Annotated in this window: 12 protein-coding genes; 10 read left to right on the top strand and 2 right to left on the bottom strand. The window is 40.4% G+C overall.

Going from position 1 to position 19058, the window contains the following annotated elements:
- The first annotated feature begins 59 nt into the window (after positions 1-59).
- The 5 genes from I6E72_RS12770 (at position 60) to I6E72_RS12750 (ending at position 7081) form a co-directional block, all read left to right on the top strand.
- Complete coding sequence (locus I6E72_RS12770) at positions 60-878, top strand: AraC family transcriptional regulator (RefSeq protein ID WP_024594100.1); 819 nt, start codon at positions 60-62, stop codon at positions 876-878.
- 80 nt (positions 879-958) lie between these two features.
- Positions 959-1279 (top strand): hypothetical protein, encoded by a 321-nt coding sequence (locus tag I6E72_RS12765; RefSeq protein WP_008135125.1) that lies wholly within the window; start codon positions 959-961, stop codon positions 1277-1279.
- A gap of 149 nt (positions 1280-1428) precedes the next feature.
- The gene (locus tag I6E72_RS12760; RefSeq protein WP_197112531.1) at positions 1429-2682 is read left to right on the top strand and encodes a TolC family protein; all 1254 of its coding nucleotides are present in this window, start codon (positions 1429-1431) and stop codon (positions 2680-2682) included.
- A complete protein-coding gene (locus tag I6E72_RS12755) occupies positions 2679-3926 on the top strand; it encodes an efflux RND transporter periplasmic adaptor subunit (RefSeq protein ID WP_197112529.1) in 1248 nt (415 codons plus the stop codon). The genes I6E72_RS12760 and I6E72_RS12755 overlap by 4 nt, the downstream gene beginning before the upstream one ends.
- An 8-nt stretch (positions 3927-3934) precedes the next feature.
- Positions 3935-7081, top strand: a complete 3147-nt coding sequence (locus I6E72_RS12750; protein WP_197112527.1) for an efflux RND transporter permease subunit — start codon at positions 3935-3937, stop codon at positions 7079-7081.
- Positions 7082-7167: 86 nt separating this feature from the next.
- On the opposite strand, the gene I6E72_RS12745 is transcribed toward I6E72_RS12750, so the two are convergent.
- Positions 7168-8403, bottom strand: coding sequence for a TMEM143 family protein (locus I6E72_RS12745; RefSeq protein WP_007587190.1), 1236 nt, complete (start codon positions 8401-8403; stop codon positions 7168-7170).
- 508 nt (positions 8404-8911) lie between these two features.
- On the opposite strand from I6E72_RS12745, the gene I6E72_RS12740 reads away from it, so the two are divergent.
- The 4 genes from I6E72_RS12740 (at position 8912) to I6E72_RS12725 (ending at position 14815) form a co-directional block, all read left to right on the top strand.
- Positions 8912-9496, top strand: coding sequence for a YqaA family protein (locus I6E72_RS12740; protein WP_197112525.1), 585 nt, complete (start codon positions 8912-8914; stop codon positions 9494-9496).
- Between the two features lie 115 nt (positions 9497-9611).
- Positions 9612-10517, top strand: coding sequence for a GGDEF domain-containing protein (locus I6E72_RS12735; RefSeq protein ID WP_197112580.1), 906 nt, complete (start codon positions 9612-9614; stop codon positions 10515-10517).
- A 164-nt stretch (positions 10518-10681) separates the two neighbouring features.
- Positions 10682-12043, top strand: coding sequence for a hypothetical protein (locus tag I6E72_RS12730; RefSeq protein ID WP_197112523.1), 1362 nt, complete (start codon positions 10682-10684; stop codon positions 12041-12043).
- 126 nt (positions 12044-12169) lie between these two features.
- The gene (locus I6E72_RS12725; protein ID WP_197112521.1) at positions 12170-14815 is read left to right on the top strand and encodes a DUF2339 domain-containing protein; all 2646 of its coding nucleotides are present in this window, start codon (positions 12170-12172) and stop codon (positions 14813-14815) included.
- 116 nt (positions 14816-14931) lie between these two features.
- Here I6E72_RS12725 and I6E72_RS12720 read toward each other — a convergent pair whose 3' ends face one another.
- Positions 14932-18372 (bottom strand): PAS domain-containing hybrid sensor histidine kinase/response regulator, encoded by a 3441-nt coding sequence (locus tag I6E72_RS12720; protein ID WP_197112519.1) that lies wholly within the window; start codon positions 18370-18372, stop codon positions 14932-14934.
- A gap of 414 nt (positions 18373-18786) precedes the next feature.
- Between I6E72_RS12720 and I6E72_RS12715 the strand changes: the two genes are divergently transcribed.
- Complete coding sequence (locus tag I6E72_RS12715) at positions 18787-19050, top strand: DUF4212 domain-containing protein (protein ID WP_007377498.1); 264 nt, start codon at positions 18787-18789, stop codon at positions 19048-19050.
- Positions 19051-19058 lie beyond the last annotated feature (8 nt).

Genomic DNA, 19058 nt, shown 5'->3' with positions numbered 1-19058 from the left:
TAATCGCAGGGGTTATGCTTAAAGCTCTCCTTTATTTGTCCAAAACTATCATTGTAATTATGCGCTATAACATTAAAGACATACTCGATATTGGTCCGCGTTGTATAGAGCGCTTTATTGATTCACAAACGCTCGCGCAAATGGCAAACCTTGAAATAGCACTTGCGGGTTGCTCAAACCTATCGGGTCGTTATTGCGTAGCACGCTCAGCACCGCTAGAACATACACTTTTTTATACGCTTGCAGGGCAGGGTAAATTAACAACACAAAATGAGCAGTATACACTTAATGCCAATACACTTATTGTGCTACCAGCAAAGCAAAGCTTTGAAGTGAAAATTGATGCTGAACATTGGGATGTTATTTGGTTAAACCTTGCAAATACTAAACGTTGGCAGCATTTAAACTTAGCGCAAGCGCTGGTACTAACCGAGCAAAAACTTGAACCGTTACACCTTGCTATGGAGCTTTTATACAGCGAGCCTAATGCTAATTTACGCGAAAGCGTAACGCCTATTTTAAGTCATTACTTAAATGCTACGCTGCAAAATAACTCACAGGGTGCGGCGCATAACCGTTTAATTAGTCTGTTTGAAGAGGTAGACAAGCGCTTGCAGTTTGATTGGACAATAGAGGTAATGTGCGAACATGTGCATTATTCATCGCCGCATTTACACCGTTTATGCCAAGCCCAATTTGGTAAAAGCCCAATACAACAACTTATTTATTTACGCATTGAGCGAGCTAAAAACTTACTGTTAAACACGGCTTGGCCAATTTCGCATGTGGCAAGTTATGTGGGGTACTCTAATATTTTTAATTTTTCCAAACGTTTTAAGAAGTCGGTAGGTGTGTCGCCAAGCGAATTTAGAAAATAACGTTAGCGGCTCTCTACATTTGAATAAATTTAAGGTATTGTGCGATTTCTTAAATTGCATTTTAGAGTTTTAGGTAGGTAATGCGCTCAAACCGTTTTTTAATAGTGATATTATTAGTGCTTGTACATAGCTTTATTAGCTGTGATGGTGCTGCGTATCATTTGCAAGAAGACGTTGATCACGTAACCAGTTCGTTATCGCAAGGCGACTCCACAGCCGATGATAACCAAAGCGATAAAACATCAACTACCGAGATTCATGCCCACCAACATTGCCATTGTGGCTACAACAGCACCTCTAGCCATTCAATAAGTCCAGAGCAAAGTAAAGCAACTTCGCCTGCGTGCTATAACGGGTTAAATTACCCGCCAGATGTACCGCCACCAAATTTTTATAGCTAGCTTTTAATTTTAAATACTTTGTAAAAACTGCCTGCGCTTGTGCGCTATTAGGCTAGTTATTTACATATTTAGGTTGCTTGATCGCGCTTGTTTTTAAAATAGGCGTAGTGATTAAGTTAACTCTGTTTGTTAAAAAACGGACACGCTATATGAATAAAAAACCAATTATGCTGGTGGCGCTAATGTGCGCGCTACCTGCTTTTAGTACTTTGGCGAATGTTAAAACATTAACCCTTAAGCAGGCACTGAGTAATACCGAACAACAAAATCTGGTATTAAAACGCTACCCGTATCATCAAAAAATATTGAGTGCGCTTAAATCACAAGCTGCACTTTCGCCTAATCCTGTATTGAATGTTGAAGCTGAAAACTTACTGGGTACAAACAAGGCGCGTGGCATTCAAGGCGCTGAAATAACACTTGGGCTTAGCCAACTAATAGAGCTGGGCGATAAGCGCCAAAGCCGTATTAATTACGCAACCGCCAATATTAAAGCCCAAGCAATACAGTATCAAAATACCCGTTTAGCCTTATTAGCAACCACTGCTGAGCGATACTACCAAGGGCTTAAATTTCAAACATTATTAAGTTTAAACAACGAGCGTAAACAGGTCGTAACCCAAGCACTTAAAGCGATTGAACAAAGAGCTAATGCGGGTGCTGCGTCGCAAGCCGATGTAACGCGCATGCGTTATGCACTTAGCCAAGTAGAGCTTGATAAAGCCATGCTTAATAGTGAATTTGAGCGAGCAAGTTTATCGATTAACGAGCTGTGGAGTGAGGAGCAACCCTACGATACTTTTGCTGGCAATATTAATGTAATTACTGCGCTTAAATCAGCACAAGCACTTTTAGATGCGGTTAACCAAGCTCCTGAATTTGCATTATTACAGCAGCAATATTTACAGCAAACAGCTAACTTAACACTGCAAAAAGCAAACGGACAAACCGATATTAATGTAGGGGGAGGCGTGCGCTATAACCAACAAAGCGACTCCAGCTCATTAGTGTTTTCGTTTTCTATGCCACTGCAATTAAGTAATTCAAATAGCGGAAATATTGCAGCTGCAAATAGTCAGCTCATGCTTTTAAATGAGCAGCAAGGGCAATTGCGCATCCAGTTACGCCAGCAAGTACGTACTTTGTACGCTTACTATCAGGGTCGAGCTAATCAGGCGAAGCTATTATCTGATCAAATTATTCCTCAGGCACAAACATTGATTGAGCAAAGCTTAAAAAGTTATCAACGCGGACAAATTTCGGTGTTGCAATTGCTTGATGCTCAACAAGCACTTTTTGATTCTAAACGCACACTTATTACCACTCACGCAGAGCTGTACCAAGTGCTACTTACTCTTGAGCGTTTAACAGGCCAATCTTTAATTGAGACTCATCAATCATGAATAAAAATATAATCGCATTACTAGTATCACTTTCGTTTGCCAGCAGCTTTGTAAGCACAGATGTATTTGCCTCTGCTGAGCATGGCGAGTCAGGTCATAAAGAAACAGAGCAACACGAGCAAAAGCAAGGCCCACACGGCGGCTTTTTATTAACTGATCCTAAATTAACCCTTGAGCTTAAATTGCAAGAATTTGCAGGTAATGTTGAGCTGCGCGTATACGGCTATAAACAGAATAAGCCAATTAATATAAACGACTTAAACATAACAATGAGTTTAAAACGTTTAATTGAAGGGTCGCAAAATATACAGTTTGCAGCTGAGGGCGACTACCTTGTTAGCACGCAATCAATTAACGAACCGCATTCGTTTGCACTTACCGTTACTGCTAATTATAACGGTGAGAGCATTAGCTATGAGTACGATCAACACGAAGGGCAAACCACGTTAACAGAGCGAGCTATTGAGCGCGCAGGCATTAAAACCGAGATAGCGCAAAGTGGTGAAGTGGATATTACCGATACGCTTTTTGGCGTTATTGCACCAACACAACATGGCACGGTAGAAGTAATGGCGCCGTATGCCGGATTGATCAGTGATATTTTTGTAAGCATTGGTCAAAACGTTAAAAAAGGCGAAGTACTTGCCAGCGTAACCAACCGTGAAACACTGCAAAATTACCCCATTAAAAGTCCAATTAGCGGTGTTGTAACCGAGCAATACTTAAAGCGTGGCGAGCTTGCAAGCACCAGCGCACTGATGCAGGTAGTTAACCTTGATAAAGTGTGGGTTGAGCTGTCGGCTTTTCCTGAAAACATTGAAAAACTAGCCATTGGTCAAAGCGCTAAGGTATACGACCTACATCATCATTTAAATACGCAAGGCAAAGTGTTTTTTATAGCTCCAATGATGACTGGCGGGCACATAGCGCGTGCCCGTATAGAGCTTAATAACCCAGACGGGCATTGGCGCCCAGGCATGCATATAAATAGCGATGTAAGTGTGGCTAAAATAAATGCCAGCGTGCGTGTAAAGCCACAAGCAATTCAAGAATTTAACGGTCAACCCAGTGTGTTTGTTCGTAAAAATAATGTATTTGAAGTGCGCCCCGTTACCTTAGGTGCAAAAAATAGCGAGTGGGTAGAAGTACTTACAGGCTTAAACGCAGGTAGCGAATACGTAACAGACAATAGTTATGTCATTAAAGCTGATATTTTAAAAAGCGGCGCAAGCCACGCTCACTAGGAGGCACCATGATTAATTGGATAGTTTCTTTTGCGGTTAAACGCCGCATGCTGGTGCTTGCGCTTACATTTTTATTTGCTGGATTTGGTGTATACAACATTCAAAATTTAGCAGTAGACGCAGTACCCGATATAACAAACGTACAAGTGCAAATTAATACCAAAGCGAAGGGTTTTACGCCATTAGAGGTAGAGCAACGCATTACTTATTTGGTAGAAACCGCCATGGCGGGCATACCTAAGCTTGATTACACCCGTTCGCTTTCGCGTTATGGGCTTTCGCAAGTAACGGTTATTTTTAATGAAGGCACCGATATTTATTGGGCGCGTCAGCAAATTGGTGAGCGTATTCAAAGTATTCGCTCCGACTTACCTAATAACGTAGAGCCAAACTTGGGTCCTATTGCCAGTGGTTTAGGCGAAATATTTACTTATAGTGTGCATGCCGCGCCTAATGCGTTAAAAGAAGATGGCACTGCTTACAACGCCGAAGACTTACGCACTTTGCAAGATTGGGTTATTCGTCCGCAGCTTTTAAAAGTAAAAGGCGTTACCGAAATAAACAGCCAAGGTGGTTTTGAGCGCCAATACCAAGTAGCGCCAGTGCCCGAAAAACTCATTGCCTATAAGCTTACTATTAGCGATGTAATTAGTGCACTTGAGGTTAATAACAGTAACCGAGGCGCAGGCTATATTGAGCGCTTTGACGGGCAATATTTAGTACGCTCGCCTGGGCAGCTTAAAACCATTGATGACATAGCCAATACCGTTATAGCTAAGCGCGACGATGCACCTGTACGCATTAAAGATGTGGCTAACGTGTTTTTAGGCAAAGAGCTTAGAACCGGCGCGGCCACTTATAACGGCGAAGAAACCGTGCTCGGCACCGCTATGATGCTAATTGGCGAAAACAGCCGCGTAGTGGCAAAAGCTATGGCTGATAAGTTAGTTGATGTGCAAAAAAGCTTACCCGCTGGCGTTATTGTTGAGGCAGTTTACGACCGTACTACTCTTGTTGATAAAACCATAGCAACCGTGCAAACCAACTTATTTGAAGGTGCCATTTTAGTGATAGTAATTTTGCTATTACTGCTGGGTAATGTAACGGGCGCGCTTATTACGGCAATGGTTATTCCGTTGAGTATGTTGTTTGCCGTTACAGGTATGGTAGGTAATCGCGTATCGGGTAACCTAATGAGTTTAGGCGCAATCGACTTTGGTTTAATTGTTGATGGTGCTGTAATTGTAGTTGAAAACTGCCTGCGCCAACTCGGTGTAGCTCAGCATAAACATGGCAGGCTACTTACTTTAAACGAGCGTTTAAATGTAGTGACCGCAGCCACCAAAGAAGTATTTACACCGGCTGTATTTGGCATTGTTATTATTATGCTGGTTTACTTACCTTTATTTGCACTAAGCGGCGTTGAAGGCAAAATGTTTCAGCCAATGGCGTTTACTGTAGTTGCGGCGTTAATTGGCGCGCTTATATTTGGCGTTACATTTGTACCGGCTGCTATTGCAGTGTTTGTTCGCGGTAAGGTTGATGAAACCGAAAATGCAGTCATGCGCGGCGTTAAAAAAGTGTATAAGCCATTACTTGGTATATCGCTTAAATTACCGTGGCTGATGGTGGGTATTGCCACGGCATTAGTATTGGTGCTTGGTTTTAAAGTTAAAAACATGGGCGCAGAATTTTTACCGAAACTTGATGAGGGCGATATTGCTATGCACGCGCTGCGCATTACTGGCACTGGTATTGAGCAATCTGTGCAAATGCAAAAAGAACTTGAACAAGCCATATTAGATCAGCCTGAGGTTGCTAACGTATTTTCAAAAATTGGTACTGCCGATGTAGCAAGCGATCCTATGCCGCCTAATGTGGCCGACACCTTTTTAATACTCAAACCGCAAGATGAGTGGCCTAATCCAGCACTTACTAAAGCAGAATTGGTTCAGCAAATTCGTACCCGTGTTAACGATGTACCGGGTAATAATTACGAATTTACACAACCAATAGAAATGCGCTTTAACGAGTTAATTGCTGGCGTGCGCGCCGATGTGGCACTGCGTATTTATGGTGACGACTTAAGCGTACTTAAAGAGTTTGGCGAAAAAGCCACAGGGCTAATGCGTAATATTGCAGGCGCTACCGATGTACGTTTGGAGCAAATGGAAGGATTGCCAACACTTTCGGTAACACCAATGCGCGACCACATGGCGTTATTGGGTTTAAGCGTAAACGATATTCAACAAACACTTGCCGCCGCTGTTGGTGGTGTGCAAACCGGACTAATTTACGAGGGCGATAAACGTTTTTCGTTATTAGTGCGCCTTGATAAACGTTGGTCTAGCGATGTATCAGCACTTGCTCGTTTGCCAGTTGCTTTACCTAAAGATAGTAACCCAGAACTTGCATTTGTACCGCTTGGCGAAGTAGCGACAATCAGCATTGAAAAAGGGCCTAATCAAATAAACCGCGAAAGTGGTAAGCGCAACGTCGTGGTAACTGCCAATGTAGAGGGGCGCGATTTAGCAAGCTTTGTAAGTGATGCGCAAGCGAGCATGAATGAATCACTTAATTTACCAAGTGGCTATTGGCTTGAATACGGCGGCACGTTTGAGCAGCTACAATCGGCAAGTAAGCGATTGTCGTTGGTTGTACCGGTCACTTTACTGCTTATATTTGGCTTACTGTACAGCGCCTTTGGATCGCTTCGCGATTCATTGATTATATTTAGTGGTGTGCCGCTGGCATTAACGGGTGGTGTGCTTGCGTTATTGCTGCGCGATATGCCGCTTTCAATATCAGCAGGTGTCGGCTTTATTGCCCTAAGCGGTGTCGCGGTATTAAACGGCGTAGTTATGCTGTCGTTTATTAAGCAATTACGAAGCGATGGTTTAAGCTTGTTTGATGCAATTCACAGCGGTGCATTACAGCGCCTGCGCCCAGTACTGATGACTGCGCTGGTGGCAAGTTTAGGCTTTATACCTATGGCGCTTAATTCGGGAACGGGTTCTGAAATGCAAAAACCTCTCGCCACAGTAGTGGTTGGCGGGATTATTTCATCAACTTTACTGACACTGTTAATATTGCCTGCGCTTTATAAGTTAGTACATTCTAAATTTACTAAAAAAGCAGAAGCTGAATTAGCTTAAATACTAGCTATTGATAATGTAATAAAAAAAGCAGCTGTACTTACAGCTGCTTTTTTATTTGGATATTATTTAGCAAAAATACTACATTAATTATATTGAAACAGATTATCCCAACGCTCATCTAATATCGTTTTTGCGTGTTCTAAATTTATTGCGCTATACACATCACTAGTGCACGTTACCAAACGCATACGTACCAGCTTTTCAAGTGCGTCGCTAATTTCAAAATCAAGATCGCACTGGTATTTACTTTTAAACCAATGCTCTATTTGTTCATCAAGCGTTTGGGCGGTTAAGCCGCTTTCTGATTTTAGTAAAAAGGTATACGCAAGCAGGGCTTCTTTTATGTCTTCTTCTTCGGCAGCGTCAATAAGCGTGTGAAAAACACCCGCGTTATTATCAAGGTTTTTAAAGTAGAGGTTATCGCTAAGCGCTTTCATAAATTTAATTTTACGGTTTTTAAACTTACTCCATTCTTTAAAAATAAAGCTGCCAAATACTCCCATGCCAATAGCAAAGGTAATAAAATGTTGTTGGGTCATTTCTACAGCTTCACTTCTAAAACCACCCCAAAAAGCAAACAAAGCAAGCAATAATACGATTGATGCGCCAAGTTTAGTTATAAGTACCACTGCACCGCCAACTAAAGCCGATGAGCCAATAATTGCTTTATCAATAGGGCGCATGCGTACTTCGCTATTAGGAAATAGCATTTCGAGATCGGCCTTTGGCACATTTTGAAACAGCTTTACTATGGTTGAGCTTGGCTCAAATCCCATTGGCGTTTTATTTTTAGTTTCAAAATAAGCGCTGTCTTTAAAGCGAATAAACACGGCAACACGGTCGTAATTAGTAAAGTGCAGCGGCTTTTTACGAAGGCCCCAAAAGCTGGTAATAGTTTCAGTGAGTTGCGACTCGCCACGGCGATAAAAAACCACTTCTTCAAAGTCGTCAAATTCAACTTCAAGGCGCACCTTAAATAGTGACTCTTCGTTTAATGCATCTTGTAAGTCTTCATTGGTGATCACTTCAAAATTAGCGGCATTAAGCACCTTAGCAAAATCTTTAGCAAACTCATGTTGGCACTGCGCTTTTTGATCCGCCGATACTGGCGCTAACGATCGCGTGTCACTGTTGGGATCAAAAGGGGCGTAGTTGTTTTTAAGTGACTCAAGTGTTGAGTGGTAATCGTAATGAATAAGGCTTGCTAGTAAATCGCAAAATTGTTTAAACGATGTTTTTTGTGTACTGCTTTTAAGCTCTTCGCTACACATATCAACAATATCTTGCTTTCTAAAGGGAATAAAACGCGCACTTTGCATAAATTAATAACTACTGTGATAGGGAATCTAACTGCATGGGCACATAATAAAATATTCTTATGGATATTACTAATTTGTTAATGCAGTAGGGCGTATTGATCATTGGTGGTTTAATTTTCAGCAGTGTGTTTGGTTTTTAGGCAAGGCAGAGTCTATGTAGTGTGGTATTCCCCATAAATAAGGCGATAACGCAGCATAAATACCAAACATGCGCTGCCCTCTGGGTTCTTTCTAGGGACGATTAACTCTTTGTTGCCTACATGGATGTAGGTAAGGGGCGTGAGCAGGACGCGGAAGCTTTGCTCGATTTTTACTTAGCCCACTAGGTTACAAACCTCGCGCCGCGATTTAATCGCCCCTAGATTGAACAAATTTCAATCCACAAAGATCAATACGCCCTAGGACCTGATAAATTTAGTACACTGTTTTCAGCGTGTATTAACCTAAATGTGTAATTATTGGCTTATTGAATACTCTTGTTCTTACTGATAAGTGAAAAGGATTTACTATGGCCATTCAAGAAAAACTAAAAGAAAAAACGCGTAATTTTATTGACTCTAAGCATATGCTTAGCGGTATTACAGTGGCGTCGTTTTTAGAGTCAACCATAGTTCCTATTCCACTCGAGGCTGTATTAGTACCGCTAATGCAAGCTCGCCGTGAAAAGCTATGGCTTATTGCGCTAATGGCTACTTTAGGCTGCATAGTGGGCGCATTGTTTGGTTATGCGTTGGGTTATTATTTATTTGATGCGGTTGGCGATTGGATTATTAATACGTTTTCGAGCCCTGAGCAATTTGAAAACGTTAAACAGCAAATGCAAGATCAAGGTTTTTGGTTTGTAATAACACTAGGCATAGTGCCTATTCCGTTTCAAATAGCGATGCTTGCTGCAGGCGCGACTAAGTACTCTATTTGGCTATTTTTATTGGCCTCAGGTATTGCGCGTTCTATTCGTTACTTTGGTTTGGCTATTATTGTTTATTATGCAGGTAATGAAGCTGAGCGAATCATTAGTAAACACAAAACTAAGGCAATGGTTTTAATAACGTTACTTGTGTTAGGAGTTTGGGGATTAAGCTTGGTGATTTAAGCTCATTATTAAAGGTTATTAACCACCTTATTCTAATAAGCCTTTTTGGTAATGTGCTATAGTTTTTTAATATAGTATCGAAAAGCTTAGGGTTAATATGATTGAAACTGTAAATATGATTGAAACTGTAAAACTCACTATCAGGCTTTCTAATTTTTTTAAAATGAGCTGGAAAAATAAAACTGTAAGCCTATTTTTATTAGCTTATATTGTTATTTTTTCAGCCTACTCCCTAACTAACTTTCCTCCCTTACAAGTTCAAAATAATGTTTACGGTTTTACAACTGATTTTATTAATTTAATTGTTCTTATTTTTTTATTTTGGATGGTTCAGTGCTCCAAACTTTCAAAGCTTGCATATACATTTTCGACTCTCGGATTAATGCTCTGGTCCATGGGTAATACAGCTGATTTAATCGATGAGATAGTGATACAGCCTTACTGGGTAAGTATTTATTTTGAAGATTTATGCAGAACCAGCGGCATGCTTTTAACTTCCTATGGTTTATTTAAAACGATGCGCTTTGTACAAAGTATTAATAATCGATTAGCGCGTGAGCTAATTATTGATGATTTAACCAAGGTACATAACAGGCGTTATTTTTATCAGCACGCTAAAGATGCTCAGCACTCACCTTACGTTATTTTAATTGTAGATATAGACCACTTTAAAGCAATTAATGATGAATTTGGTCATGATGTTGGTGATGTAGTGCTTAAAGAACTAGCAACTAAATACGACAATGCTTTTACGCACCAAAACAAATTTGCTCGCCTCGGTGGTGAAGAATTTGGTGGATACTTGCCTACAAATAATATGACGCAAGCATGTGATTTTTCGCAGCAATTAATTGATCTTGCGCACACCATAAATGTTCAAAATTCTCGCCACTTAACAGTAAGTATAGGTGTTGCAATGCAAACGCCTAATGAGCCTTTAGATAAAGTAATGAAGCGCGCTGATCAAGCTTTATATTTAGCTAAGAAGAGTGGCCGAGATCGTTTTGAAATTGCCCCGTAAGCGTTTTTAATTATATAAAAACACGTCCTTATTGTTTGCACATTTACTACACTTTTTAACGTTTTCGTAAGGAAATGTCAGTGAGGGTAATGCTTTGTAAATCATGAAATTAAAATAGAATGTTTGGGTCATAATGGGGATATTAATAATAAGGAATAACCTTAATGACCAACTCCCTTTTAAAAGCTGCATTACCCTTAAGTCTAATTACTATTTTGTCGGGCTGCGGCTCTGATGATAGCTCAAGCTCTACAGGTTACATCCAATTGTATAACGGCTCTTACAATAGCCCATACACACGTTTGTTTGTTGAAGAAACAGAGCGCTCAGGCGCTGATTTTGCCGATGTAACTACTCGCCATAACTACAGCACAGGCACTTATGATGTAAGTTTTGAATACCTAGATGCTAACGACAGCTATATAACAATTAGCGACCAAGAAATTTCTATTAAAGGTGACAAAACACAGTTAGTAGTAATGAGTGGTAACTTTGATGAGCCTACATTTACAGAGCTTAGCGTACCTATTACAAGCGATACGGGTGAGTTTAACTTAGGGTTTTATAATATTGCAGGGGAGGATACTAACTACGATATTTACTTAGCAACTGATGATGGCGTATTTGAAAGCGCGACACTTTTTTCATCGGCTCAATATTTAAGTGAGTTAGATCTGCAAAGCGTTGATGAAGGTTATTACACTATTTACATAACAGAAGCGGGCAGCAGTGATGTTGTGTACGAGTCGTCATCTGTTTATTTATACGATGAAGCAAGCTATGTAGCAATGATCCGCCCAAGTTATGCTACAGAAGAAGGCGGTATTACGCTTGATGTAGTAACCGATAATAACTACGTTACTGAGCTTAAACATCAATCTGCCCTGGGGCAATTACGTTTTATAAATACGGTTGATGACTACTCGCCAGTAAGCTTTTCTGCTACACGCGGTACAACTGTAAACATAACAAATACAGTTGCTAGTGACTCTTATACCGATTATGTTGAACTTTCGCCCAATAGTTACAGCGTAGCGATGTACGACGAAGAAGGTACAAAACTAGCTGATAACTTTTTAATGACGCTAGAGCGTGAGCAAAGTGCGGTGGGTATTTTTTATAACGACGTTGATAACGGTTTACGTATGATGAGCGTTGAAGAAAACCTAACACCAAGTAGTTACAGCCATACGGTATCGGTTGTAAACCTAATTGAAAGCTACGCAGGGCAATCGGTTTCAGATGTTGATGTGTACTTTACACTTAACGGCGAAACAGTAGACGACACCAGTAACGTAGTCGATGGCCTAGATAAGTATGACCAAGAAGAGCAGGTTGTAGATAACGAAATTTACACTGTTTATGTTGTATATGAAGATAATGGTCAGCAAATTGTGCTTATTCAACAAAGCGATATGGACTTTACACAAGAGGGTAACTACATATTGATTTTAGAGCATGATGAAACAACAAGCTCAGGTTATAAAATGACCCTAGAGCGCACTATTACCGATAGTGTTGAATAAATCTAAACATATTAAGTAGCATAAAGCCTAAGCACTTTAAGTACTTAGGCTTTTTTATTGAACAAAATTTACCTACTCATTAATAATTAGGTACACTCAGGGCATAATAATTAATAAGAGTGTGCCATGGATGATTTAGTTGGGTTAGCCGTCATAGTAATACTGGTTGTAGTTGCCGGTGCTATCTGCGGTTTAATAGCGCTAGTGCAGTTAAATGGATTAAAACAAGAAGTGGCTGTTTTAAGGGCCAAAGTAACACACTTACAAACACATAAACCGATATCGCAAAGTGAACCTCAAAGCGAAGCATCTACTGCTCAGGCAGCGCTTTCAAGGTCTGAGCCAATTGCTCATAAAACACAGCCAAACTTAACGTCCCAAAGCGTGTCGCCACCTGTAATAAATCAGCCATCAGCGCCTCCTAAAAAAGCCAAACCAGCTGAAGCATCAGCCATAGAATTACTATTTAATAAATTACGCGCAGGGTTTGAGCAAAACTGGATGACCTGGATAGGCGCAATAGCGCTTGCGTTTGGTGGCATATTTTTAGCTAAATACAGCCTAGAAGCTGGATTATTATCGCCTGTAATGAGGCTGAGCTTAGGCGGCTTATTTGGGCTTGGCTTAATTGCAGCTGCGGCTTATTTACACCATAAACGTATTATATTTGAAGGCTTTAATAATTACATACCCGCAGCGCTTGCAAGCGGCGGGTTTATTACCTGTTTTGCTTTAACGCTTTTAGCCTACAGTAGCTACGATATGCTTAGCCCTACCGTGGCATTTTTTACACTGGCAGTTATTGCAATTAGCGCAAGTGCTATGGCGCTTAGGTTAGGCCCATTATTAGCGGTATTAGGTATTATTGGCGCTTATAGTGTACCAATATGGGTTAGCACTGGCAGTGGTAACTTGTTTGCATTATTTATGTATGTTGGCTTTGTAAGTTTGTCAGCCGCGTTAGTTGCACATAAAGTACAGCGAGCTTGGTTGTGGTATTTATTATGGGCAGGGCATATTGGTTGGTATTTAGTTGGTTTTACATTACTTAAAATTAATACCGTTTGGTTAATGGGGGCATTTGCTTTACTTAGTATTATTGGGTTAATTGCTATACCGCGCTTAGGTCTAAAACTGAATGTTATTGAACATCGCCCGCACAGTTTAAAACGCTTAATTAAAGTGCTTCCAGATCATGCATTATTACTCGCCTTTATGGCGCCCTTAATATTTACCATGCTAATAAGTCACTTTGATATGCAGTGGCAAACAATCGGCGTGTTGAGTATTGTATTGGTGTTGTTTTTAGTCCTTAAAAATAGCCGTTGGGATATTTGGCAGGGTGTAGCGTTAGTTATTTCAACGCTATTGGTGATAGGCGCTGAACGCACGCATCTTTCGCCAAACCTATTTGATGACGCACTCTTTATATTCAAAAATGAGTATGGTTTGGGTTTATTACTCGGATTGTTACTTACCGCTTTTGGGCTTTATTACGGTAAAAAACAGATTAAGCGTTTAGCGTTTCATATTACGGGGGCATTTAGTGTATATGTAATGATAGCGACTTTATATACGCTTATTCCTAATTTTGCGTTAAGTACTGCATATCCACTTTGGGCCGTTATATTGTTTGTAGTCGCCGCTATTTTAATAAAGCTCGCGCAGCATAATACAACGCTATTTCAGCGTTTTACTTATTGGGTAGGCGCTAATGCCAATATTACGTTAGCAATTACCATGCTACTAAGTGACAGCGGCCTAACCATTGCTCTTGCTGTACAAGTATTACTTATAAGCGTACTTATTAAACGCTATAGCGTGCCTATGCCACATTGGCCTATAAAAGCCTTGGTTGCTGCGTTATTACTGCGCCTTACGCTTTCACCTTGGACGCCAAGTTACGATGCACTCACGGTATTTGGTTTGCATTGGAGCATAGTGGTTTACCCGTTATGCATTGCGTTATTTTTTGCCGCAGCTAGGTGCTTTAAAGCATCTCAATTAAAAGTATGGTTAGAAGGTGCAGCCCTTCATTGTTTAGCGCTTTTTATTACAACCGAAACAAGTTATCAGTTAGTAGGGCATTATCCGCAATTTGATTCACTTAATTTTTACGAACAAATACTCCTTACCTGTAACTGGCTGGCATTAGGGTGCGTGTATTTACATAGAGCAAAACTTGCCGGTACTTTAGCTAAGTTATACCAAGTGGCGGGCTTTGCACTTGTAGGGTTAGCAGGGCTTTTTGCTATTAAAACACTGCTTGACGACAACCCATTATTTGAATCACTTTACATAGGTGAGCTGCCAATATTTAACTGGTTATTACTATTGTGGTTAGTACCTGCAGGATTAACGCTTTGGCTGGCCAAGCTTGTAAAACCAATAAACGTTAAAGCTACGCCATTTATATTGGCCGTTGCGGGTGGGTTTATATTATTGGCAATAAACAGCTTTATTCGCCAATACTGGCAAGGGCCTTATATTTACTTATCAAAAGGCGCAAGTAATGCAGAGCTTTATAGCTACTCTGTTATTTGGTTAGTAATGGGGGCGGGTACTGTTATTTTTGGTCATTTAAAAAACCAGTTATTAATACAAAAAATAGGCTTAGGCTTACTAGCTGCAGTTATTGTTAAAGTGTTTTTAATTGATATGGCTAACTTGGAGGGCTTACTTAAAGCGCTTTCGTTTATTGGATTAGGACTTTCGTTGGTGGGGTTAAGTTGGTTATTCCAAAAGCTTAGAAGCCGAGTAAATCCAGTTTAACTTTTGAACACTTTATAAAGCAAAGCCCAGTGAAGATACTGGGCTTTTTGTTTTACGCTATTACTTGATAGCTTTTAACTAGAATACTTTTTACAAGAACACTTATTACTAGCTTATTATGTACTGTGATTAAGCAGTGCCTTTAGTTTGCCCGGTTTAATTGGTTTACTTAAATAATGAATATTAGCGGCTTTGGTTTCTTGTTTAAGCTCGGTGTCGCGCACTGCGGTAATTAAAATAGCGGGTACTTGGCTTTGCCAAATTTCGCGCAGGGTTTTAATTAGCGTTATGCCATCGCAGTCATTACCTAATTGGTAGTCCATTAAAATAACATCGGGTGCACCGTTTTGCTTAGCGTGCGCCAGTACATTATTTACATTATCAAATAGCGTGTAATTAGCTTGCCACTTTTTAAGTAAGCTTGCCATTGCAGCTAGGTTTTCAGGGTCGTCGTCTACGGCAACAATATTAATTGCTGCACGGTTTTCTATTAGGCTGTTTGTCGTACTTTTTTGTTGTACAAACTGCTCGTCACCATAAGGTACTTCAATGCTAAAACGGCTACCTTTATTGGGCTCAGAATGCACATCAAGCGGCAAACTTAATAAGTCAGCCATACGTTTTACAACACCTAAGCCTAAGCCTACGCCTTTGTTATCGCCCGACTCAACACGGTAAAAGTCGTTAAATATTTTAGCTTGCTCTACTTCGCTAATACCAGGGCCTGTATCCCATACTTCTATTCGTAAATTGTGCTTTCGGTTCCTACAGGCAATTAATACACGGCCATTATCGGTGTATTTAACTGCATTAGAGACCAAGTTTTGAATAATTCGGCGCAAATAGGTTATATCGCTATGCACAATTTGCTGGTGTGAACGCACACTAAGCTTAAGGCCTTTATCACTTGATAAAATAGCGTATTCACTTTGCAATGGCGCTAAAATATCTTCAATATAAAAGTGGCGAGGAGTTGGGGTCATAGCGCCTTGTTCTAGCTTGGCTATTTCAAGTAGTGCCGACATTAAATGCACGGTTGAATCGAGACTGTCGCCTAATTTTTCAAAACTGTTTTGGTTAGTGCTGTCGAGTTGCTTTTCGTCAATGGCAGCAAGGTATAAACGTGCTGCGTTTAACGGCTGTAAAATGTCGTGGCTCGCCAGTGCTAAAAAGCGCGTTTTACTGTCGTTGGCTTGCTCTGCTTCTCGTTTGGCTAAAGTAAGTGCTTGCTCGGTTTGTACACGGCTATCTATTTGAGCTTGTAAGTCTCTATTAATGGTTTGCACTTCTTGAGTTCGCGCTTCTATGCGGTTTTCAAGATCCATGTTTACTTCTTCAAGCGCATTTTGCGTACTTATGTGATTGGTAATATCCGAAAAGCTGGTAACAAATCCGCCATCGGGCAGCGGATTACCAATCATTTCGTATACTTGGCCATTACGACGGTGGCGAATAAAGTGATGCGAGCTGCCGTATTTTAAATGCTGCACACGTTTTTCTACTTGGCGTTCTATTTCGCCAGGGCCACATTCCCCCCGGTTAGCGTTGTATCTAATAATATCTTCTATGGGTTGGCCTACTTCTAAAAACCCTTCAGGGTAGCCGAACATTTCGCTGTAGCGCTTATTCCAAGCTACTAGCTTTAAATCTTTATCGACAACCGAAATACCGTGGCTTAAATTTTCGAGTGAGGTAAATAACAGATTTTGATTAAATTGCAGCGCTTGTGTGGTTTCGTCAAAAAAGTTTACAACTTCTTCAAACGCCATGCGCTTACCCGACGATACCGTGTGTATTAATGCTTGAGCCGACGATGCGCCCAGCACGCCTGTTAACGCGCGTTCGCAGTAGGCTATAAATTCAGGCTCTGGGTGTGCGTTATTATCGCTTAAGTGATGGGCGAGTGCGTAATGGGCCAATACTTGTTGGCTGCGCTGAATACCTAAAAAGGTTTGTAGGAGTATTTTAAAGTCGTAAACAGTGGCTTTTACGTCTTTATTTAAGCGCCTTGATAAAATAGCCTGATCTTTAGGATTAACAAAAGCAGCTGCCTGAATTTTATCAATTAAGCGCTCCTCAGCCCCTAGTGAAAAACTAATATAACAACCAATATTGGCAAACAAAGCTATTAAGGTTCCACGCGTGATAAGTGTTTGTTGTAGCTCGCTATCAAGGGTTGTGCCGGCATCGAGTATTGGCAGCATTAGAAATAGTATCCAGCAAATAAAGCCAGCCACTAAACCTGCATAAACCCCATAAGCATGACCTTTTCGCCAATATAAACCACCCACAATAGAGGGCAGTAATTGTGTAACAAGTGAAAAAGCCACCAAGCCCATACTTGCCAGTGCACTGCTATGGCCAAACCATTGTTGATAGAAATAGGCCAAAATTAATATGCCTGCAATAGCAAAGCGCCTTACAAGTAAAATTCGAGACTTATAACTGGTAGTAATTAAGTTGCGTTTAAATTTACGACGTAGCATTAGGGGTAATACCACATCGTTTGAAATCATCGTGCTTAATGTAAGCGTTGCTACCACTATCATTGCGGTGGCGGCCGATAAACCACCTATAAATACAAAGGTAGTTAAAAAGGCGTTGTCGTTAATTAACGGTAGGGCAAGTACAAAGCTGTCGGGTGAATAGCCGCTGCCAATTTCAGGATGAATTGCCGCAGTAGCAATAGGTAAAATCATTGCGGCAGTTAATAGTAAATACAGCGGGAAAGCCCAGCGAGCGGTAAGTAAGTGGCGTTTGTTTTGATTGTCGACCACGGTTACATGAAACTGGCGTGGTAAACATATAATAGCGGCCGCAGCCATTAAAGACTGGCCAATAAAGTTAAAGCTAAAGAAGTTAAAGTCGCTCCAATGGGCCCAAATTGACTCGGTTACTTTATTTGAAGTAGGCTCTGGCATATTAAATAAGGTGTAAACAGCAAGGCCTGCTACAGCAATAAGTGCAATAAGTTTAATCATCGATTCAAACGCGACAGCCAGCATTAACCCAGAGCGATACTCTGTTACGTCAACTTTGCGGGTACCAAAAAATATGGCAAATAAGGCCATAATTAATGTGGCAGAAAGCGCGAGCATATCGCCTGATATTTTATTACTGTTTTGCAAAAGTAAAAAGCTGGTACTAAGCGCTTTTAATTGCAGTGCAATATAGGGAATAGTCGCTAGTAAGGCGATTACAGTAACCATAATAGCGGTAGTTTGGCGTTTGCCGTAACGAGCTGAAATAAAGTCAGCAATAGTCGTTATGTTTTGTTTTTTGCTTACCAGTACCAGCTTACGTAAAAACCCTTGGCCGAATAAAAACAGCAGCGCAGGGCCCAATAATATTGGCAAATAACTCCAACTGCTGGTGGCGGCTGTACCCACTGAGCCGTAGTAAGTCCAAGAGGTACAGTAAATCCCAAGTGAGAGTGAATACACAAAAGGGTGATGGCTAATACGCTTTGCCAAAGGGGTTGTTTTATCGCCCCAATTGGCGAGCCAAAACAGCACACCTATATAACTTAAAGCAACAATAATGAGTACGGCAGTCATGTTGTTATTAAACCTTATTATTTTAAATAGTCCCCCAACCCTATGAGGGATTAACACAATACCAGAACTGAGGTTAAGTGTGAGGCTTGAATTTAAAATAAAACTTTCATTTTATTTCTATCTTATTGAATATTAATAACAAAAATAAAATCATCTCAAGCATTAGACTAATGTCGCATTAATAACCAACTTACCAATTTAATCATAAAGCCAGCTTACAAAAACAGCCTAAGCAATTGAAATAATATAAAAATATATAAAATACGCTTGAATGATAATTACAGTTTACGTAAACGTTAACAAGCTGTTACGACTATGGTCTCAATTCAATATGTAACCAGCGTTGCTAAATTGGTAAGCGAAGATAAAAAACCACTCATCGCGATATTGCGGTGCTTAAAGGGGAAAACAAAAATGGCTTTTAAAGATGAAGAACAAGCAAAAGCTTATTGGGCAGAAAACATTTCGCTGTTATTTAAACTATTAGCAGTGTGGTTTATCGTGTCTTTCGGCTTTGGCATATTACTGGTTGATGTACTTAATGAAGTGCGTTTTTTTGGGTTTAAACTTGGCTTCTGGTTCGCCCAGCAAGGCGCGATTTATACCTTTGTTGCTTTGATTTTTGTGTACGTTTTCAAAATGAATACGTTAGATAAAAAATACGGCGTAGACGAATAGGAGCTAAG

It is taken from the genome of Pseudoalteromonas sp. NSLLW24 (assembly GCF_015864725.1).
Lineage (GTDB): Bacteria > Pseudomonadota > Gammaproteobacteria > Enterobacterales > Alteromonadaceae > Pseudoalteromonas > Pseudoalteromonas arctica.
The sequence above is the reverse complement of the archived record's forward strand: the minus strand, read 5'-3'. Positions and strand labels throughout refer to the sequence as shown.